Below are 19433 nucleotides of genomic sequence, written 5' to 3'. Positions count from 1 at the left end.
TTTCAAGACCGGAAAGAGGCTCAGGTTTCGCCCTTGAAGCGGGCCACGAGTTCGGCGGGGATCGGGGCGGACTTGATACCGCGTTCCGGGTCTTTCATTGTCCAGACACGCGTTTCCGTGCCTTCGACACAGACCTTGCCGTCCTTGGTGAGCGTGTGGCGGATGTCGAAACTGCGCTCTTTCACTTCGGCGATTTCGGTCGTGATCTCGACGTCGTCACCATAGCGGCAGGGCGCCTTGAACGTTGCGCGGGTATCGACCAGCGGGCAGCCCGCGGCGTCGAACCGCGCGAGCATCTCCTGCTTGGGCCAGCCCGCGGCCTCATACAGCATCGTGGTGCCGTGATCGAACCAGCGAAAGAACTGCGGGTTGAAGACGATCCCGGCAGGGTCGCAATCGCCCCATTCGACGCGGCGTGTCAGGGTGCTCGACAACATCACTTGTTCCTCTCGTCATAGACCCGCTTGGCCTTCATTTCCGACTTCGGAAGGCTGTCCGGTGCCGCCACCTCGACCGCGCAGCGTATTTCGCAACGGGTGCGGATCGCTTTCGCCACGTCGCCGGCCACGTTGCCGTCAGGGTGTTCGACCACCACGGTCATCACGTCCAGCCCATCCTCCTGAGTGGTCAGTCGGATCTGGAATTCGTCGCCCGTTCCGGGATAGGCGCGCACGGCTTCCTCGATCTGAACCGGGAAGAACTTGATACCGCGCAGGTTGATGAGGTCATCCGAGCGGCCCGTCATGCATCCCATGCCGCGCACATGGTTGCGCCCGCAGGCGCAGGGCTCATGGCTGAGGCGGGTGTAATCACCGACGAGGAACCGAAGCTGGGCCGAGCTTTCCGAGTTCAGGTTCGTGCAGACCGTCAGCCCGCGCTCGCCCTCGGCCACCGGGGTGAGGCCGTTCGGATCGACCGTTTCCCAGACCTGAATGTCCTCCATCAGGTGAATGAACGGCTCATCCCCCTCCTGGTATTCCGGGCAGGAATAGCCGCCGCAATGGGGCGAAGCCTCGGTGCAGCCATAGAATTCGAGCGACTTGGCGCCCCAAAGGTCCTGAATCCGCTCCAGCGTGCCCGCGACACCCGAAAACGGCTCGCCCCCCGTGACCAGCCATTTGACCGAGGTCTTGGCGGGGTCCTTGCCCATGTCCTGCATCACCCGGCCGAGGTAGAGCAGGTAGGACGGCGTGCAGATCAGCGTGGTCGGGTTGAACCGTTCGATGAGCGACGCGCGGGCATGGCCGTCCATCCCGCCGCCCGGCACGACAGGCAGACCCATCTTGGCCAGCGTGTATTGCACGCCCCAAGCAAAGACATGGGGGCCGAAGCCGGTCATCGGCAGGCCCACGTCGCCCTTGCGCAGACCGCCGGAATAAAGCGCGCGGGCGTTCGCCTGCTCCCAATACTGACGGTCGAAATGGGTGTAGCGAAACACGCGCGGCGTGCCGGTGGAGCCGGAGGAGGAAAACAGCATCCAGCCCCGGTCGGCCCATTCAGCCTCGCCACAAGTGGTGTAGGTGCCATAGGGCGGATGCGCCTCGGCGTCCTCCATCATCTCCTGCTTGGTCACGACCGGCCAGTTGGCGATCATGCTGTCCACGTCCCTGAGGTCCGTGGGCGCGACGCCCAGCTTGTCGAAACGGCGACGGTAGAAGTCGCTGTTTTCATATAGAAACGGTGCGACGGCCGCGATCTTTTCATCCTGCACCGCGCGGATCTGGTCGCGCGACCATGTGTCCTTGTCCGACCAGTAATCCTCGTTCAGCGGCGCGTCGCGGTCTTCGTGGTATTTCTCCAGAACCGCTTTCCACGCCGTGCGGGTCTCATCCGCCCGTGTCGTCGCTGTCGTCATGTCGTCCTCCCTCGACGAAACCCCGGCGGCGTGCCGCCGGGGTCATCCATTACGCGTCCTCGAGCGAGCCGCGCTTGATGCCGATGTCCGAGCGATAGCTTTGCGCGGCCTTGGAAATCGGGCTCGGCGCGACCGTGGCGCGGATTTTCACCTGACGGTGCGGTTCGATGTTGCCCGCGCTGCGGCTCCCGCCGCCATCTTCGCCCCAGATCAGGACGACCTCGGTGCCCGGCTCGGCAAAATCCATGTCCACAGAGGCCAGCGACATCATCGCCTTTTCGTTCGCCGTGTAGCCCGGATAGGTCGCGAGCCCGATCATGTTGCCGTCCGTGTCCTCGACCCGGTCGTAGTGCATCCGCGCGATGGCGGCGAGCGGCATGGTGATCGGCAGCGGCGGCACTTCGCCCGTATCCTCGAGCTGGCTCTGCTGGACCTTCATCACGTCCTCGGCGTTCCAAACAAGCGTCACCTTGCGGCGATGCGGCTTGTCCTTCATCGCCTCGAGCGCGTCGCGCCCGATGTAGTCATGGTCGAACTTGATGATGTGGCCATAGTTCACGTCGTAAGGCGTGACGTAGTAATCCTCGATATTCTCGGAATAGAGGCTGCCGCCCAGCGACATCCGCATCGAGGCGTGCTTGGGCGACATCCAGCGGCGGTAGTCTTCGGTGCCCTGCCCGGTATAGACGCCGGACACGGGCACGGCCCACCAGCCGCTTTCGATCACGGTGGTGAAATAGGCGATGGAGCCGACCATGCGCAGGCCGTATTTCTTGCCGGTCTTTTGGATGAGCCGCTTCACGTCGCGATACTCGTCCCAGGGCCCGTAAATCTCCAGCCCGGGCATCCCGCCCATCGAGTGACGCATACCGCGCGCCGTGTGACCGCCCAGCTTGATCTCGGCGGATTTGAAGAACTTGATCTCGGGCAGAGGCCCGCCGTTCAATTCCTCCAGAAGCTCCCACGCCTTCGGGCCTTCGACCTGAAACCGGTAGAACTCGCGGCGCTTGTTCTTGTTCAGCGTCCACATCGGGTCTTCTTCGGTGGTCACGTCGTAGTCGAGCGTCTCGGCATTGTATTTCACCCAGTCGGTCGTCGCCGGGTTGCCCACGACCATGTAGTCGTTCTCGGCCATGTGATAGAGGATCGCGTCGCCGATCAGATAGCCCTCGGGCGAACAGCAGACGAGCTGCTTGGCCGCGCCGATTTCAAAATTCTTGAAGGTGTTGACCGACAGATACTGCGTGAAGGCCAGCGCATCCTTGCCCCGCACATGGAGCGAATGCATGTGGTAGGTCTGGTCATGCACCGCGATGGTGTTGCGCCAGGCGGTCTGTTCATCGCGCCACGTCGTGAACTCGGGGCGAACACCGTCGCCGGGCATCATCTGGGTATAGATGGTGAGCGCGTTCTTCGGCGGGTTCTGGAACAGGTGATCCGTGACGTTCGGAATTGTCTCCATCAGCTCGGCGAGCGACTGGGGACCGTCGGATTTGATGGCCATGGGCTTCCTCCCTTCATGACGTGACAGCAGACGATATGCGTTGCGGTGTCAACACATGACATGACGGGTTGGCGTTGCGATGTCAACACGAGGCGCGGACTTTTTGCCGGTCTTGCGTCAGGCGATTTCCTTTTGCGGGCGTGCGATCCCCGCTTCGCGCAGAATATCCGCGACGAGGTGTTCGCGCCGGTAGGCCATGATGTGAACGCCCGAGACGCCCGCGATCTCCTTCACCTGCTGGATCAGCTCGACACAGATCCGGCGCCCCTCCTCCCCCGGCTTGTCAGCCTTTTCCAGACGGTCGATCACGGCGTCGGGGATATGCAGACCGGGCACGTTCGAGCGCATCCAGCGCGCAGCCTTGGCTGAAGCGAGCGGCCCGACACCGGCAAGCAGGAACACGCGCTTGTCCAACCCCCTGTCGCGCACTCGCTCCATGAAGCGTTCAAAGCGGGGAATGTCGAAAATGTAGTTCGTCTGGATGAAGTCCGCGCCCGCATCCACCTTTTTGGCCAGCCGCTCGGCCCGGAAATCGACGGGATCGACACAGGGGTTCTCGGCCGCGCCGATGAACAGCCGGGGCGGCTTGACGATCTCCCGGCCGGACAGGAACCGGCCCTCGTCGCGCATCGTGCGGATCATGCGGATGAGCGAAACGGAATCGAGGTCGAAGACCGGCTTCGCCCCCGGCTGATCCCCTGCCCCCACATCGTCGCCGGTGAGGCAAAGCACATTGCGCACCCCCATCGCCGCCGCGCCCAGAACATCGCCCTGAATGGCGATCCGGTTCCGGTCACGGCAGGAAATCTGGTAGACCGAGCCGTGGCCGGTGCGGGTGAGGAGCGAACAGATCCCGAGCGAGGACATGTGGCAGTTGGCCCCCGACGCATCCGTCGCGTTGATCGCATCGGTGACTTCGGACAGCGGCTTGGCCGCCGCGAACACGTCCTCCGGGTCCGCGCTGTCGGGCGGGTTCAATTCCGACGTGACGGCGAATTCCCCGGCCCGCAGGACACGTTCCAGCACGCTGCCGGATTTGTGCCCCTCGGGGATCGGCTCATAGGGGCGGATGGCGTTCGGGTCGGAAAAGAACAGGCTCATCGTGCGGCCCCCTCCTTGCGGGTCTCTTCGGTCAGCGGGGCTGAGGTCGGGGCGCTCTTGCGGGCCTCGGGATAGGCGCGGGCGAGGGCCGTTCGGTTGCTCTCGACCGATTCCGCGAGCGCTTGAACCCGCTCACGGCTCGCCCGCAGCCAGGCGGAGCTGCCGTGCAGACGCCGGTCCACGGGGGGCAGGACGACCTCGATCTTGTCACCATGCTTCATCCGCGACGCGCCATCCCAGGCCTCGACCCAGACACAGCGCATGTCCGGCTTCACCTCGCAGAACCCACCGGGGCGCACACCGCCGCAGGGACCGTTGCGAAGCTGCTTGGGGCAGTTCATCGGGCAGGACATGCCGGTGGAGGACAAGACGCATTGCCCGCACATCTGGCAGTCGAACAAGAGACCCTTGAGCTGCTTTTCGACAAAGGCGACGGGACGTTCGAGCCTGCCGTAGCCGATCCGGGTCAGGAGCGGGTCCAGCGCGGCGAGCACGGTTTCGAACCGCTGGTAGATCCACTCGAACTGCCGTGACCGGCGCACGGCGAATCGGCGCAAGGCGTACATGGCGTTCCTCCCTTTTGTTCCGGCATGTTAGCGCGGCAGGGCACGCTGTCCAAAACACTGTTGGGAGAAGAGGCGCCGCCGACCCCTCAGGTCACGCGGGCAAGGAACGTCAGAACCGCCGGGGCGATGCGCTCTGCCGCATCAGGGTCGAGGTGGAAGTGATGGTCGCCCGCGACCTCGAGGCAGGTGTAGTCCGCGATCACATCGCGGGCGAGGCGCACCATCCCTTGCGCCTTGTCGCGCTTGTGCAAAAGGCCCGCGTCACCCCAGATGTTGAGCACCGGGCAGGTGAGGCCGCGCAGGACGGTTTCGACATCCGCCTGGCTGAGCCGGACCGCAGAACTCGCGAACAGGCGCGGGTCGCCACGCAGGCGGACGCCTTCGGCCACGGCTTCGAGCGCGCGGTCGGCCAGCGCCTCGGAGGTCTGACGGGAATTGCCCTGTTCCTGCCGCCGCGCGACATAGGCCGCGCGCGACGGGAAGGTGCGCGGCGCACGCGCCTTCATCTTGCGCGTCTGTTCGATGAAGGCCCGCAAGGTCGTCACGGTGGCCTCCGGATCGCTGGGTTCCGGCACCAGCGAGTCGAGCGCGATCAGGGCGCGCACCCGCTCAGGCTGGGCGGCTGCGAACAGGGTCGAGATGTTCGCGCCGCGCGAGTGGCCCAGAAGCACGCAGTCAGCCCAGCCAAGCTGGTCGATCACGTCGGCGATCTGCGGAAGGTCGTCCCAGATGTTATACGTCGCATGCGCGGCGCGGTGGCCGCTGTGGCCCTGTCCGCTCAGGTCGAGCGCGACGACATGGCAGCCGGTGAGGCGCGGGGCCAATTCGGCGAAGCTCGCCGCGTGATCCATCCAGCCGTGCAGGGCGAGAATCGGAGTGCCGTCCTCAGGCCCCCAGGCCAGCCCGGCGAGGGTCAGTCCATCCACGTCCCAACTGCATTCACGGGGGTCGATCGTCTGTGTCATGGGTCCGTCCTGCGCTGCCTCGCCACGCGCATAGCGCATTTCGCACGCCACGGAAAACCGCAGAGTCAGGCTTCGGCAGCCGCAGCCATTTCCCGCGCCAGCCGTTTCTCGGCCTCCACTTTGGGCTTCGTGAACCGGGCGAGGAGGAGATAGACCACCGGGGTCAGAAAGAGCGTCGACAACGTGGCGAGGCCAAGCCCGCCCACGATCACCCAGCCCAGCGCCTCCCGCGCCTCGGCCCCGGCACCCGACGACAGGATCAGGGGCACCCCGCCCAGAACGGTCGAGGTCATGGTCATCATCACCGGGCGCAGCCGGATGGTGGACGCCTCGAAAATCGCGTCGCGCAGGGCATAGCCCCGGTCGCGTAACTGGTTCGCGAACTCCACGATCAGAATCCCGTTCTTGGCCATGATGCCTATGAGCATCACCAGACCGATCTGCGAATAGACGTTGAGCGACAGGCCCGTCAGCACCATCGCAATGGCCGCACAGGCAAGTCCGAAGGGCACGGTGGACATGACGACCACCGCCGAGACGAAGCTTTCGAATTGCGCCGACAGCACGAGGAAGACGACGAGGATCGCGAAGCCGAAGGTCATGAACAGGCCCGAGGAGGTCTGGTCCAGCGTCGCGGCTTCGGCCAGCGGCACGATCCGGTTTTCCTCGGCCAGCAACTCGTCGCCCAGACGCTCCACCGCCTCCATCGCCGCGCCCAGCGACATGGCGGGGGTCAGGCCGGCGGAGATCTCGACCGAGCGGTTCTGCCCCTCCCGGTTCAGTTCCGGCGCCACCGCGCGCTCCGTCAGCGTCACGAAAGTGGACATGGGGATCATCTGGCCGTCGCCTGCGCGCACGAAGACGTTTTCAAGGTCGGAAGGATCGTTCACCGGGTTCGAGGACGACAGCATCTGGATGTCATAGGACGTGTCGTCAATGAACAGCTCGCCCACCGAGCGACCATCCAGCACGGCCCGCAACGCCTCGCCCAGCCCGGTGATGTCGACGCCGAGGTCGGCGGCACGGCGGCGGTCGATCTCGACAAAAAGCTGCGGCATGGTCGTCTCGAACCCGAGCCGCACGTTGCCGAACGCCGGGTTCTCGGACATGCGCGCGACAAGGTCTTCCGCCACGCCCGCAAGCTGATCGTAATTGTTGCCCGTGATCGCGAAGGTCAGGCCCCGGCCCGCCCCCCGGATGCCAAGGGAATTGGGCTGGATCACGAAGGCGCGCAAGCCGATCACATCGCCTAGCGCCGCGTTGATGTCCCCCGCGATTTCGTCCTGGCTTCGGTCCCGCTGATCCCACGGGGCAAGGCCCATGACCATGAAGCCGCGCGACGTGTTGCCGCCGAAACCGGTGATGGAGAAAACGCTGGTGACTTCACCGCTTTCGCGCAGGTGTTCGATCCCATGCTCGATCTCGGCCATCTTGCCGGTGGTGTAGTTGAGCGCGACGCCCTGCGGCGCAGTGACCGAAAGGAGCACGACCGCCCGGTCTTCACGCGGGGTCAGCTCGCTCCGGATGCCCCCCGCCATGAACCACGCCGTAGCGCCAAAGAGCGCGGCGATGGCCAGCACGACAAATGGCGCGCGCAGCGACAGGGTGAGAACCCCGCGATAGAGCGCGACGAGCCGGTTGCCCAGCCAGACGAGCGGCCCGCGCGGATTCGGGTTGACCGGCTTGGTCAGCAGGCGGCTCGCCAGCACCGGGCAAAGCGTAAGCGCCACGACGGAGGACAGCATGACCGCTATGGCGAGCGTGAAGCCGAACTCGCGAAACAGCCCGCCCACCTGACCGGGCAGGAACGACAGCGGTATGAACACGGCGGCCAGCGTCGCGGTGGTTGTGACGACGGCAAAGAAGACCTCCTTCGTCGCGATCACGGCGGCGGCGCGCGGGCCGGTGCCGCGCGTCCGGTGGCGCACGATGTTCTCCAGCACCACGATGGCGTCGTCCACGACCATGCCCGTAGCCAGCACGAGCGCGAGCAGGGTCAGGATGTTGACCGAGAAGCCGACAAGGTAAAGCGCGGCGAGCGTGCCGATCAGCGCGACCGGCATGGTGAGCGCCGGGATCAGCGTCGCGCGCAGGTTGCGCAGGAATAGAAAGATGATCGCGATCACGATGGCGACGGCCAGCCCGAGGGTCTTGAGCACTTCCTGAATCGAGCCGTTGATGAAAATCGCGTCGTCCGAGCTGACGAAAATATCCACATCGTCGGGAAGCGTCTGCGACAGCTCATCCACGACCCGGTGGACGTTCTCGGAGATTTCCAGCGTGTTCGACGTGGCCTGCCGGATGATGCCGATACCCACCCCGGTCTGGCCGTTGGCGCGCAGCACGGTCTCATTCGGCGCCGGGCCAAGCGAAACCTGCGCGACGTCGCCCAGGAGCACGTTTTCCGCGACCTCCAGTTCCTCGAAGGCTTCGGTGGTCGAGATCATCGCGGTCGTGCGCACGTTGATCGTCTGGCGCGCCCCCGACAGGTCGCCCGCCGGCACGTCGAAGGCGACCGTGGCAAGCGCGCTGCGCAGGTTGGCCAGCGTCAGCCCCCGCGCGGCCAGTTTGCGCTGGTCTATGTCGACGCGAAAGATCGGTGCGCGGTCGCCGTAGACCTGAAGATCGGCCACACCGGTGACCGAAAACAGCCTGTCCTCGACCCGGTCCGACACGAGCTGCGTCAGCTCCTGCGGTGAGCGGGAGGGCGATGTGACCGAGACCCGCAGCACGGGCTGGGCGTTGGCATCGGCCTTGACGATCCGAGGGTCATCGGCCCCCTCCGGCAACTGGTTCGAAATCCGCGCCATCGCGTCGCGCGTGTCCGTCGCGGCCACGTCGAGATCCACGCTGTCGCCGAATTCCAGCGTCACCCGGCTGCGTCCGTAGCGCGAGCTGGATGAAATCGTCCGGATTCCCGAGACGCGGCCCACGGCCCCCTCGACCCGCGCCGTGATCTCCTGATCCACGGTTTCCGGAGATGCGCCGGGGAAGTTCGTCGTGACCGTGACCACGGGGCTGTCCACATCCGGCAATTCGCGAATCTCGATGCCCGACAGACCGGCGAAACCCGCGATCAGGATCAGCGCGGAGAGGACAAAGGCGAGGATGGGGCGGCGCACAAACAGGCCGATCCCCCCGGTCTCCTGCGGTGGGACGTGCGGTGTTTCGTCCGGGGTCTGATCGGGTTCGTCGTTCATGGCCTGCCCTCCGCTCAGGACTTGCGCAGGGGCAAGTCGGGACGTGCGAGCGCGGCGCGGTCGTCCTCGACCTCCACCTCGGCGCCCGGGCGCAGCGTCTGCACCCCCTCGATCACCACCGGCTCACCGGGTTCGAGCGCGCCCTCCACCAGCACCGCTTCGGAATTGCGCTGGCGAATTTCGACCGGCACCCGCACCGCCTTGCCCTCGCGCACGGTCCAGACGAAGGAGCCGTCCGAGGACCACTGAACGGCGAGCGGATCGACCGTCGGATAAGGGTCGCCTTCGAAGGCCAGCTCGACCTCGACCGACATCCCTTCCCGCAGCCTGTCGCCGTCGTTGGCAAGCTGGCCCAGCACCCGCACGGTGCGGCTGTTGCGGTCGACCACGTTGTCGATGGCCACCACCTCGCCCTCAATCTCGACCCCCGGAAGGGCGAGCGGGCTCGCGGTGATCGACATGCCGGTTTCGAGCGACCCGAGCACACGCTCCGGCACGCGGAAGTCGATCTGGATTTCGCTGCGGTCCGACAGGACGACGAGTTCCTCGGTCGCGCTCACGCGGTCGCCGACCTCGTATTCCAGCAGCCCGGCCCAGCCCGCGATCGGCGCACGCACCACGCGCTGATCGAGGTCGAATTCCGCCTGCCGCACGCTCAGTTCGGCGGTGCGCAACGCAAGCTCCGCCTCGCTCAGGGCCACCGCGGTCGCCGAACCGGCCTGCCGCAGCCGGTCGAGCCGGTCGGCATCCGATTGCGCATCTTCGAGCAGGAGTCGGGCGCGGTCGAGCGCGATGGTTTCTGCCTCGTCATCGAGGTGGAAGATGACGGTGCCTTCCTCGACCATGTCGCCTGCGCGAAAGCCGATCTCGGTGATCCGCCCGCTGGCCTCGGCGCGGACCGCGACAGACCGCAGCGCGCGACCGTCGCCGATGGCGGTGATCCGGTCATTGAGCGCGCCCGTCCCGACAGGTGCGGTGATGACCTTGGCCGGGCCGAACCCGCCGAACCGGCGCGGCCCGCTGGCTTCCTCTGCTGCCTCGGCGGGCGGCAGGCCGATCACGTCGGAGATCCCGGCTTCGTCGAGCCACGCCCGCGCCGATGGCACCTGTGTCACCCAGATGGCGAGAAACGCCGCCACGACGGCGGTGACTGCGACAATCTGGATGAGGGCCGATTTGATCCAGCCAAACCGCATCTATGTCAAAACCTTACCTGTGCCGGTCCGCCCGCGGGCGGGTCCTTGGCGTTCGCGCGAACCTATCAGCAAGACGTTAGGCGGCACCAGCCGTCATGGCGTGCCGCCCCTCTGTGTCCCGCCGGGCGATCCTGTCCCGACCCACCGTAGGGCGCTTACAGCGCGCTGTCTTTTCACATTCCGGTAAGGCACCACGAAACCCACGCCTGTTGTCGCCCCCGCCCGTGGCGGCTATCCGGGAGGAAACGGGGCTGGGAGGGCCATGACCATGATGAACCGGCAATGGGTGCTCGACACCTATCCAGACGGCGCGGCGACCGAGGCAACGTGGCGCATGGTCGAAACCGAGCGGCCAGAACCGGGCCCGGGACAGATCCTGATCCGCGTGAAATGGCTCTCGCTCGATCCTTACATGCGCGGCCGCATTTCGCCCGCCGCGAACTATGCCGCCGGTGTCGCGCCCGGCGGTGTCATGCATGGCGGCGGTGTGGGCGAGGTCATCGCGTCCAACCACCCCGACTGGAATGTGGGCGACATGGCCGAGTCGATGAGCGTCGGCTGGCAGGAATACGCGGTGCTGACGCCCGACCTGCCCGGTTCGGCCGCCACCAACCGGGTGCCCGAGGGCGTTCCGGAACAGGCGACGCTGTCGTGGCTCGGGATGCCCGGCCTGACCGCCTATGTCGGCCTGACCGAGATCGGGCGACCCGTGCCCGGCGACGTACTCGTCGTCTCGGCGGCCTCCGGGGCGGTCGGGCAACTCGTGGGCCAGATCGCCAAGCTTATGGGCGCGACCGTCATCGGGATCGCGGGCAGCGACGACAAGCTAAACCATTGCCGCGCGCTCGGTTTCGATGCCGGCATCAACTACAAGACCTGCCCGGACATCGGCGCGGCCCTCGACGATCTCGCCCCCAACGGCGTGAACGTGTTCTTCGACAACACCGGCGGGCCGATCCATGACGCGGTACTGTCGCGGCTCGCCACCCGCGCCCGCGTCATCATCTGCGGCCGCATCGCGGTGGTGGACAAGGCACCAAGCGAGGATATCGGCCTGCGCGCGTCCTCACGCCTCATCGTCACCCGCGCCCGGATCGAGGGGCTCATCGTCTTCGACTGGTGGCACCGGCGCGACGAGGCTTTCGCCAAGCTCGCCCAATGGTATCGCGACGGTCACATCCAGTATCGCGAGGACGTGCTCGACGGGTTCGAACGGGTGCCCGAAGCGTTCGTTCGGATGATGACCGGGGCCAAGCAGGGCAAACAGCTCGTCCGCCTCTGATCGGGGTCGAGTTTTTCCTAACGCGTCACCACGTCGAACGAGACGCTGAGAGGGCCGTATTCCGGCCAGTTGGTCATATCCATGTCGCCGCGTTGCTCCAGCCGCGCGGTTTTCTGGGTGAGTTGCTTGAGCGTCTCGCGCAACAGCACGCGTGCCAGCGGTGCGCCGGGGCACATATGCGGCCCGCGCCCGAAGGTCAGCAGATCGCGCGCCTCGCGGTCGAGCCGGTAGGTATGCGGGTCGGGAAACACGTCCTCGTCCCGATTGGCCGAGGTGAACACGATGGCCACCGGATCGCCCTTGGAGATCGGGCATCCGGAAATCTCGGTATCCTCCCGCGCCGTGCGCGCGAAGCCGCGATACGGGGTGTAGAGCCGCAAGAGCTCCTCCAACGCGTCGGGCACGAGATCGGGATTCTCGGACAGCTCCGCGTGATGCTCCGGGTGGCGCGACAGGTGGACCGCCATCGACCCGATGAAGGTCGTGGGCGCGATGATCCCCACCAGCAGAAACTGGCGCAGCGCGCCGAGGATCAGGTCGTCGGCCAGCGGTTCGCCATCCACCCGCACCGCCAGAAGGCTCGCCGTCGGGTCCGCGTCGGGGTCGCGCGGGTTGGCGTGACGGTCCGCGATCAGGTCGGCGGCAATGTCGTAAAGCTCGTCGGACTTCTGGCGCAGCAGGTCGAAGTCCTGCCGTTGCAACGCCATGTTGAACTCGGCCCCCACCTCGCGGATCAACTCGGCCTTGTCGGGCGAGAGGTTGAAGAAATCGGCCAGCAGCGCGATCGGCAGGAGGAAGGAAAACTCCTTGCAGATGTCGCCCCCGCCCGCCTCGATCCAGGGGTCCAGAAACCGGGCCACCATGACTTCGAGCTTCGGCTCCCATTCCTTGAGGCGGTTCGGCGTCAGGAACTTCTGGATCGCGTTGCGATAGGGCGTGTTGGCCGGCGGATCGAGGTGCAGCGGAGGCCGGCGCTGTGTGGTCGCCACGCGCGGCACCACGTTCTGCACCGTGGTCGTGAACATCTGCCAGTCTTCCAGAACGGCCTTGGCATCGGCGTGTTTGGTCACGGCCCAAAAACCACCCATTTCGTCCGACCACGCGACCGGGCAATGGCTGCGCAACTCGGCGAACAGCGCGTGCGGGCTGTCGAAGTCTTCGGTCTCGGGGACCGTGAAGTCGGGCTTGTGGCTCATGTCGCACCTCGCATGTCGAGCGTCAGGGTGTTGATGCCGAATTCGGTCCAGCGGCCCCATGTCGGGGTGCCAACTACGCTCAGTCCCGGCTGCGCGGTCAGCGCATCGGTCATCACGTCGATCTGTAATTTCGCCATCGCCTGCCCCATGCACATATGCGTCGAATAGCCGAACGTGATGTGTCGGTTGGGGCTGCGGCGCGGATCGAAAGTCTCGGGGTCGTCGAACGCCCGCGGGTCGCGGTTTGCCGAACCGTAGTTCATCGCGACCGGCGTGCCCTTGGGGATGAAGGTGCCGTTCAGGACCGTATCCTTCGCCGCCACGCGGGCGAGGCTCTGGTTCGCCGGGTAGAACCGCAGGATCTCGTCCCGAAAGGTGGGCTTCACCGACGGATCGTCCCGCAGAAGCTGCGCGTGCTCCGGGTTGGTCGCCAGATGCCACGCCAGCGAATTCATCAGGCAGCGCGAGGCGATGTGACCGCCCACGAGCAGAAGCCGCACCATGCCCGCAAGCTCGGTCTCGGTGAACGGCTCGCCCTTCACCGGTTGGGCGAGGATGGAGGACACCATGTCGCTCTCCGGATCCCGCGGCTCGCTCAGACGGCTCTGCGCCAGCTTGATCGCGAAGGCATCGACGCCCTTGGACATCTTCGCCGCCGTGCCCATGTCGCGGCTCTGGATCGCGTGGACGTAGGTGGCCGACAGACGCCCGATCTCCAGCGACTCTTCCGTGTCGAACCCCACGATCAGACCCAGCGAGCCCTGGCTCATCGGCTCGCCGATCTGAACGGGGAAGTCCACGTTTCCGGCGTCCTTGTCCTTCGCCTCGTCGATCAGCCGGTCCACGAGGTCGCGCAACTGCGGCTCGAACGTCTTGATCTTGTTCGACTTGAACGATGGGTTCATCGCCTTGCGATACCGCTCGCTCTCGGGCGGGTCTTTTTGCAGCGGCAGGCGCGGCAGACCCAGCTTGGGCGAGGCAGGGACGATGGACAGCTTGGTCGCGGTGAACGTCTCGTGATCCTTCTCGACCGTCTGAATGTCCTCGTAGCGCATCACGGTGAAGAACCCGCCCCACTTGTCGCTCCACGCGACCGGGTGCGATTCGCGCAGCGCGCGCCAGACAGCCGGGTAGGTGTCGATGGTTTCAGGGTCGTGCGGGTCCCAGACCGGGTCCGGGGCCCGCCTCAGTTCATCAATCTGTTCGGCAGCCATAGGGTGATCTCCGGAACGTAGGTGATAAGGATGAGGAAGCACGCCATGATCAGGACGAAGGGCACCATCCCGCGGATGGCCTCCGACATCGGCGCCTTCGAGATCGACGACAGAACGAAGAGGTTCAGGCCGATCGGCGGGGTGAGGAAGGCGATCTCCATGTTCACGATCAGCACGATGCCGAAGTGCACCGGGTCGATGCCAAGAGGCGCCAGCACCGGCAGGATGATCGGCGTCACGATCAGCATCACCGCGATGGCGTCGAGGAACATGCCCAGGATCAGCATCATGATGTTGAGCGCGAGCAGGAACTGCCACGGCTTCAGGTCCGCCTCGATGGCGAACTCCACCAGCTTCGTGGGCACCCCGGACCCGGTGATCCAGTGCGCGAAAAGCAGCGCGAACATGACGATGAACGACACGCCCGACGCGGCCTTCATGCCCTCGGCGGTCATCGAGAAAATCTCGCGCAGCGTGACCTCGCGATAAACGAAGACGGCGACCAGAACGCTCGCCACAGCCGCCACGCCCGCGCTTTCGGTCACGGTCGTGTAGCCGGAATAGATGCCGACGAAGACGAACAGCGGGATCGCCACGGCCGGCAGCGCCTTGAGGTTTTTGCGGATGAACTCCTCCCGCGTCGCCCGCTCGCCCGAGGCATAGCCCTTGCGACGGGAGTAGAACATGACCCATGCGCCCAGGAGCAGCGCCTGAATGAGACCGGGGATGACCCCCGCGATGAACAGGCGCGGCACGCTTTCCTCGGCGATGAGGCCGTAAAGGATCATCGACAGCGAGGGCGGGATCAGGATGCCCATCGTGCCGGAGGCCCCCACGAGGCCCAGCGCGAAGGGCCGGTCATAATTGCGCGCGACCATCGCCGGGATCAGGAATGTCCCCATCGCCATTGCGGTCACGACGGACGACCCGGAAATCGCGGCGAACAGCGTCGTCGCGATCACGGCGACCAGACCCAGACCGCCCTTGAAATGGCCGACCCACGTTTCCGCCGCGTCGATGATGATGCGCGCGATGCCGCCTTTCTGCATGAAGGTCGCCGCCAGCACGAAGAACGGCACGGCAAGGAAGGTGGGCGAGTTGAGGCCCGACACGGTATGCGCCGCGGCGTCCATCAGGGGGCGGCCCTCGATGGCGATCATCACCATCGCGGTTGCGCCCAGCGCCACGAAGATCGGCGCGCCGAGCGCCATGAGGAGGAGCATTCCTCCGAGACCGATAAAGGCGTCCATCGGTTACTCCCCCCGTTCCGGCACGTCGGACAGATGTCCGAACGGACGCTGACCGTTCATCAGCATGAGCGCACAGCGCACGAGGATCAGGGCCATGCCCACAGGCAGCGGCAGGAACACCGCGAACCCCTGAGGCGTGCGCAGGGATGAGCCGGAGCGTTCGTCCAGCAGGTTCGCGAATTCATAGGCCTGCCAGCCATAGACCAGCATGACGGCGATAAAGGCGATGGCGAAGATCGACATGGCCCAGCCGAGCACACGGCGGGCGCGCGGGCTGAGAGCCGCGATGAAGACCTCGGTGTGCAGGTGGCGATCCTCCTGCACGATGGCGGCGCCCGCGAGGACGGTCGCCCAGATGATGAAGTAGATCGACACTTCGGTCGCCCAGTCGACCGCGTTGCCCGGCGACAGTACGCGCAGCAGCCCGCCGCCCAGGAAGATCGCCAGTGCGATGATCAGCAGCAAGCCGATGAGAAAGGTCTCGATGCGAGACCATATCGTGAGAATACGGGTAATCATGGGTGACCTGTCGGTTGCGTTGCCCCGCGTCCCTGCAGGGCAACGCGTTTTTTCTTACATGCTGCCGTCGAGCGCTTCGGTGACGCGCGCGATGAAATCGGCATCCATACCGCCGTCAGAGACGATCGAGTCCTGAAGGTCGAGAAGCTCCTGTCGCTTCGCCGCAACCATGTCGAGATCGGCATCGAGCACGGTCACACCGTTGGCGGCGAGCGTCTCGCGCGCCTTGGCCATTTCGTCCGCAGCGTAGCCGGCGGCCCATTCGCCGACCTCTGTCCAAGTGTCACGGATGATGGCCTGCTGCTCGTCCGTCAGCTTGTCCATCGTGCGTTGCGACACGACCGGCATGTAAAAGCCCCATCCCGCATTGTCCGCGAAGATGTGCTTGATCCCGGATTCCCACAGCTTGCCGCCGATGATGGTCAGCTCGGTCACGCCGCCCATCCCGTCGATCTGGCCTTGCGAGAGCAGAAGCGGGATCTCGGACCGGCGCGCGGCCTGCGGGGCGCCGCCCATTTCCTTGAGAACGCCGACCACGACCGGCGAGGGCGGCGTGGCGAGCTTGAGCCCGGTCAGGTCGTCATAGCTTTCGACGACCGTTTCGGTGGTGAAGGCGGTATGCTGCGGCGCGAAGAGAAAGGCGGCGCCCGGCACGGCGATGCCTTTCTCGGCGAGCATATCGCTGACCTCACCCGCGATCGGCCCTTCAAGAACCGCCTGCGCTTCTTCCGCCGTGCGCCCGAAGAACACCGGCAGGATCGAGAACGACAGGTTCGGCTCGAACTGGCTCATGGTCACGTTGGCCTGGATCGACATATCCAGCGCGCCCGAGGCGAGAGCGCGGATCGCGTCAGCCGACTTGTACAGCTGCGCGGCCGGGAAGACCTCGACGGTCATTTCGCCGCCCGATGCCTCTTCGATGGCCTCGGCCCAGCGCTCGGCGGCGAGGTTGCGCACATGGCCCGGCGGGGTTTCCACCGAAAGGCGCAGCTCGGTTTCGGCCATAACGGCGCTGCCCGCCGTGGCCATGAGGGCGCCAAGCACCGTCGTCTTGATGAAGTCCTTCATAGTCTCCTCCCTGAAGGTTTGAAAAAACGCCGGGGTTGTATCCCGGCTTGGGTTATTCGGTCGTCTCGCAGGCCACGGATCCCGTGCCTGTCGCGTGTATGATGAGGACAAGAGGCGCGTGAGACCCGTCCGGCGTTTGCCCGGAACCGGCGGCAAAAATGCCTTCAAGCGCATGCGCCATCTCATCTCCTCCCTATTTATGTATCTTTGTGAACTATTTTCGGCCTGTCAATGACAGAATGCCGCAGCGCATGTGGGGCCTGAGCGAACCCGGGCGCCAGCGCGCCTTAAGGCGCATCAACGCCGAGCCCATGGCCAGACTGTGAGCCACGCTGACCATCTTGTTCACTCGATGAACTATATTATCGCCTCCTCGGCTTGCAATACGAAGCCGAATTGGGGAGTCTGTGGGGAAGTTGGAGGACCATTCGTGAACGACACCAGCCAAACCGGCAAGAACCGGATCATACTCGGTCCGCTTTCGTCCGACCTGCCTTTCATGATCCGCAACCTCCATTCGATGCTGCGCTCGGTCGGCGTGTCGATCCGTGCGCCCCTGAACCTCGAATCGGGCTCCATCGGCATCCTCTGCCTTATCTGGGTCAATCCCGGCATCTCGCAGAACGATCTGGCCGAAAACCTTGCGATGAAGAAGTCGGCCATCGCCAAGCTCGTCAAATCCCTGGAAGCGCAGGGTTATCTGGAACGGCAGCGCGTCGCGGGCGACCGGCGCATGAACGCGATCACCCTGACCTCCGAGGGCCACAAACTGGTCGCCGCGATCCGTGAGTTGTCGGTGCCGCTGAACCAGGAAGTCACCGAAGGAATCTCCCGCGAAGACCTCGCGGTGTTCTTCCGCGTGCTGGAAAAACTCCACGCCTCGCTGTCTTCGCGCGTGTCGATCCAGCCATCTTCCGGGGCGGACTGACCCCCCGACATCTTGATCGGGCACATGGGGCACCCCTATCTGACACCCCAGACATCGAAACATCGAGGCAGGACAGATGCGCAACGCGGCCCTCATGCTCGGCATCATCGGCGGACTGATCGCCATGGTCGTGGGTTTTTTCAACTACGGCTACACCGAGGTCGTCCGGAACAACGTCGAGATCGGCGAGGCGTTCGGATTCGTCCAGAACGAGGAATTCATCCGGATGGCGAGCTTCATGGCCCCGCTTCTGGCCATCGCCGGGGGCGCCATGGCCAAGGTGCGCGCGCTCTGGGGTGGTATTCTCCTGCTGCTCGCGGGTGCGATGATGTATTACGCCTTCGGCTTCGGGGTCTTCACAATGTTCCCCATCGGCTTCTGCCTCGTGGGCGGACTGCTGGCCATCGCCGCCGGGCGTCCGGACGAGCCAAAGGCGCACTTCTGACGGGCTTCACCGGTGCAAATCTCACGAATCCGTTTGATTTGCGCATTTTGTTTGATATCCATCATTATTGAGATCCGGCAAATCGGACTCACAGGGAGGATATCATGAAAAAGACCACCGTCGCGCTTGGCGCGATCCTGACCGCAATGGTCCCCGCAACCCTCGCCGCGCAGGAAGTCACCCTGCGTCTGTCGCATTGGGTGCCGCCGACCATCGCCCCCGCATCGAAGGGCATCCAGCCCTGGGCCGAAGCCGTGATGGAGGCCTCGGACGGCCGCATCCAGATCGACATTTTCCCGGCCCAGCAGCTTGGCCGTGCGCCCGACCACTATGACATGGCCAAGGACGGAATCGTCGACCTGTCCTATGTGAACCCCGGCTATACCGCAGGCCGTTTCCCGATCTATGCCGCGACTGAGATCCCCTTCATGGTCTCCGACAGCGTTCAGGGCGCGATGGCGATCCATGAATGGTATGCCGAATACGGCGCGCAGCAGGAGATGTCGGACGTGAAGGTCTGCTTCGTGCATCCCCACGCCCCCGGCGCGCTGCACACGCAGGAAACCGTGACGAGCCCCGAGGGTATATCCGGCAAGAACGTGCGCCCGGCCCACGCCACCATGGCGCGCTTCGTCTCGCTTCTCGGCGGTGGCCCCGTTCAGGTGCCCGCCCCGGAAGTGCGCGAAGCTCTGTCCAAGGGCACGGCCGAAGCCGTCACCTTCCCCTGGGGGTCGATGTACGACTTCAAACTGACCGAGGAAGTGCCTGTCCACCTCGACATGCCGTTCTATCTCTCGGCACAGGTCATGGTGATGAACAAGGACAGCTACGAGGGCCTTTCGGACGAGAACAAGGCCGTGATCGACGATCACTGCACGCCCGAATGGACCGGCAAGGTCGCGCAGGGCTGGTACGAGGACGACATGGCCGCGAAGGAACGGCTCATGGCCGACGACAGCCAGACGTTCAACACGCCCACCGAAGAAGAGGTCCAGGCATGGCGTGACGCCGCGGCCCCGCTGATCGACGAGTGGAAGGCTGCCGTGAGCGACAAGGGCGGCGATGCCGACGCGATCCTCGAGGCTTACATGGCAGCGCTTCAGGCGCGTAACGCCGACTACTGAGCCTGAAACCCGGCGCGGGG

17 protein-coding genes are annotated in these 19433 nt (G+C 65.1%); 4 read left to right on the top strand and 13 right to left on the bottom strand.

The window, feature by feature from the left end; genetic code table 11:
• Positions 1-20 precede the first annotated feature (20 nt).
• From B2585_RS04210 to B2585_RS04175, 8 genes are all read right to left on the bottom strand, one after another.
• Positions 21-437 carry an acyl-CoA thioesterase gene (locus B2585_RS04210; RefSeq protein ID WP_292020332.1) on the bottom strand — a complete coding sequence of 139 codons (417 nt, stop codon included), beginning with the start codon at positions 435-437 and terminating at the stop codon, positions 21-23.
• Positions 437-1855: a phenylacetate--CoA ligase family protein gene (locus B2585_RS04205; RefSeq protein WP_292020330.1), complete on the bottom strand. Its 1419-nt coding sequence runs from the start codon at positions 1853-1855 to the stop codon at positions 437-439. The genes B2585_RS04210 and B2585_RS04205 overlap by 1 nt, the downstream gene beginning before the upstream one ends.
• 49 nt (positions 1856-1904) lie before the next feature.
• On the bottom strand, positions 1905-3359 hold the full coding sequence (locus B2585_RS04200) for an aminomethyl transferase family protein (protein WP_292020328.1): 1455 nt from the start codon (positions 3357-3359) through the stop codon (positions 1905-1907).
• Positions 3360-3476: 117 nt separating this feature from the next.
• The gene (locus B2585_RS04195) at positions 3477-4460 is read right to left on the bottom strand and encodes a methylenetetrahydrofolate reductase (RefSeq protein ID WP_292020326.1); all 984 of its coding nucleotides are present in this window, start codon (positions 4458-4460) and stop codon (positions 3477-3479) included.
• Positions 4457-5026, bottom strand: coding sequence for a methylenetetrahydrofolate reductase C-terminal domain-containing protein (locus B2585_RS04190; RefSeq protein WP_292020325.1), 570 nt, complete (start codon positions 5024-5026; stop codon positions 4457-4459). The genes B2585_RS04195 and B2585_RS04190 overlap by 4 nt, the downstream gene beginning before the upstream one ends.
• Before the next feature lie 86 nt (positions 5027-5112).
• Positions 5113-5991, bottom strand: a complete 879-nt coding sequence (locus B2585_RS04185; protein WP_292020323.1) for an alpha/beta fold hydrolase — start codon at positions 5989-5991, stop codon at positions 5113-5115.
• Between the two features lie 65 nt (positions 5992-6056).
• Positions 6057-9191 (bottom strand): efflux RND transporter permease subunit, encoded by a 3135-nt coding sequence (locus tag B2585_RS04180; RefSeq protein ID WP_292020321.1) that lies wholly within the window; start codon positions 9189-9191, stop codon positions 6057-6059.
• Between the two features lie 14 nt (positions 9192-9205).
• On the bottom strand, positions 9206-10387 hold the full coding sequence (locus tag B2585_RS04175) for an efflux RND transporter periplasmic adaptor subunit (RefSeq protein ID WP_292020319.1): 1182 nt from the start codon (positions 10385-10387) through the stop codon (positions 9206-9208).
• 262 nt (positions 10388-10649) lie between these two features.
• Here B2585_RS04175 and B2585_RS04170 point away from each other — a divergent pair, with 262 nt between their 5' ends.
• Positions 10650-11669: an NADP-dependent oxidoreductase gene (locus B2585_RS04170; protein WP_292020317.1), complete on the top strand. Its 1020-nt coding sequence runs from the start codon at positions 10650-10652 to the stop codon at positions 11667-11669.
• Positions 11670-11686: 17 nt separating this feature from the next.
• Here the strand turns inward: B2585_RS04170 and B2585_RS04165 are convergent, their stop codons facing one another.
• From B2585_RS04165 to dctP, 5 genes are read right to left on the bottom strand one after another with little or no spacing between them, the layout of a single operon-like run.
• Complete coding sequence (locus tag B2585_RS04165) at positions 11687-12865, bottom strand: cytochrome P450 (RefSeq protein ID WP_292020315.1); 1179 nt, start codon at positions 12863-12865, stop codon at positions 11687-11689.
• Positions 12862-14079, bottom strand: coding sequence for a cytochrome P450 (locus B2585_RS04160; protein WP_292020312.1), 1218 nt, complete (start codon positions 14077-14079; stop codon positions 12862-12864). Before B2585_RS04160 ends, B2585_RS04165 begins: the two co-directional genes overlap by 4 nt.
• Positions 14052-15329: a TRAP transporter large permease gene (locus B2585_RS04155; protein ID WP_292020310.1), complete on the bottom strand. Its 1278-nt coding sequence runs from the start codon at positions 15327-15329 to the stop codon at positions 14052-14054. Before B2585_RS04155 ends, B2585_RS04160 begins: the two co-directional genes overlap by 28 nt.
• A 3-nt stretch (positions 15330-15332) precedes the next feature.
• A complete protein-coding gene (locus B2585_RS04150; protein WP_292020308.1) occupies positions 15333-15848 on the bottom strand; it encodes a TRAP transporter small permease in 516 nt (171 codons plus the stop codon).
• Between the two features lie 54 nt (positions 15849-15902).
• Positions 15903-16916, bottom strand: coding sequence for a TRAP transporter substrate-binding protein DctP (gene dctP, locus B2585_RS04145; RefSeq protein ID WP_292020307.1), 1014 nt, complete (start codon positions 16914-16916; stop codon positions 15903-15905).
• Between the two features lie 430 nt (positions 16917-17346).
• On the opposite strand from dctP, the gene B2585_RS04140 reads away from it, so the two are divergent.
• The 3 genes from B2585_RS04140 to B2585_RS04130 all read left to right on the top strand — a co-directional run bounded on the left by B2585_RS04140 (position 17347) and on the right by B2585_RS04130 (position 19413).
• On the top strand, positions 17347-17844 hold the full coding sequence (locus B2585_RS04140) for a MarR family winged helix-turn-helix transcriptional regulator (RefSeq protein ID WP_292020305.1): 498 nt from the start codon (positions 17347-17349) through the stop codon (positions 17842-17844).
• Between the two features lie 76 nt (positions 17845-17920).
• Positions 17921-18289 (top strand): hypothetical protein, encoded by a 369-nt coding sequence (locus tag B2585_RS04135; RefSeq protein ID WP_292020304.1) that lies wholly within the window; start codon positions 17921-17923, stop codon positions 18287-18289.
• 104 nt (positions 18290-18393) lie between these two features.
• Positions 18394-19413: a TRAP transporter substrate-binding protein gene (locus B2585_RS04130; RefSeq protein WP_292020302.1), complete on the top strand. Its 1020-nt coding sequence runs from the start codon at positions 18394-18396 to the stop codon at positions 19411-19413.
• The last annotated feature ends 20 nt before the right edge of the window (positions 19414-19433 follow it).

This window comes from Maritimibacter sp. UBA3975 (assembly GCF_002384975.1).
Lineage (GTDB): Bacteria > Pseudomonadota > Alphaproteobacteria > Rhodobacterales > Rhodobacteraceae > Maritimibacter.
This window is presented reverse-complemented; position numbering and strand designations above follow the sequence as displayed.

Bases quoted from the DNA above. Each gene is read 5' to 3' on its own strand.
- B2585_RS04210 (WP_292020332.1), bottom strand. From the start codon at position 437: ATGTTGTCGAGCACCCTGACACGCCGCGTCGAATGGGGCGATTGCGAC.
- B2585_RS04205 (WP_292020330.1), bottom strand. From the start codon at position 1,855: ATGACGACAGCGACGACACGGGCGGATGAGACCCGCACGGCGTGGAAA.
- B2585_RS04200 (WP_292020328.1), bottom strand. From the start codon at position 3,359: ATGGCCATCAAATCCGACGGTCCCCAGTCGCTCGCCGAGCTGATGGAG.
- B2585_RS04195 (WP_292020326.1), bottom strand. From the start codon at position 4,460: ATGAGCCTGTTCTTTTCCGACCCGAACGCCATCCGCCCCTATGAGCCG.
- B2585_RS04190 (WP_292020325.1), bottom strand. From the start codon at position 5,026: ATGTACGCCTTGCGCCGATTCGCCGTGCGCCGGTCACGGCAGTTCGAG.
- B2585_RS04185 (WP_292020323.1), bottom strand. From the start codon at position 5,991: ATGACACAGACGATCGACCCCCGTGAATGCAGTTGGGACGTGGATGGA.
- B2585_RS04180 (WP_292020321.1), bottom strand. From the start codon at position 9,191: ATGAACGACGAACCCGATCAGACCCCGGACGAAACACCGCACGTCCCA.
- B2585_RS04175 (WP_292020319.1), bottom strand. From the start codon at position 10,387: ATGCGGTTTGGCTGGATCAAATCGGCCCTCATCCAGATTGTCGCAGTC.
- B2585_RS04170 (WP_292020317.1), top strand. From the start codon at position 10,650: ATGACCATGATGAACCGGCAATGGGTGCTCGACACCTATCCAGACGGC.
- B2585_RS04165 (WP_292020315.1), bottom strand. From the start codon at position 12,865: ATGAGCCACAAGCCCGACTTCACGGTCCCCGAGACCGAAGACTTCGAC.
- B2585_RS04160 (WP_292020312.1), bottom strand. From the start codon at position 14,079: ATGGCTGCCGAACAGATTGATGAACTGAGGCGGGCCCCGGACCCGGTC.
- B2585_RS04155 (WP_292020310.1), bottom strand. From the start codon at position 15,329: ATGGACGCCTTTATCGGTCTCGGAGGAATGCTCCTCCTCATGGCGCTC.
- B2585_RS04150 (WP_292020308.1), bottom strand. From the start codon at position 15,848: ATGATTACCCGTATTCTCACGATATGGTCTCGCATCGAGACCTTTCTC.
- dctP (WP_292020307.1), bottom strand. From the start codon at position 16,916: ATGAAGGACTTCATCAAGACGACGGTGCTTGGCGCCCTCATGGCCACG.
- B2585_RS04135 (WP_292020304.1), top strand. From the start codon at position 17,921: ATGCGCAACGCGGCCCTCATGCTCGGCATCATCGGCGGACTGATCGCC.
- B2585_RS04130 (WP_292020302.1), top strand. From the start codon at position 18,394: ATGAAAAAGACCACCGTCGCGCTTGGCGCGATCCTGACCGCAATGGTC.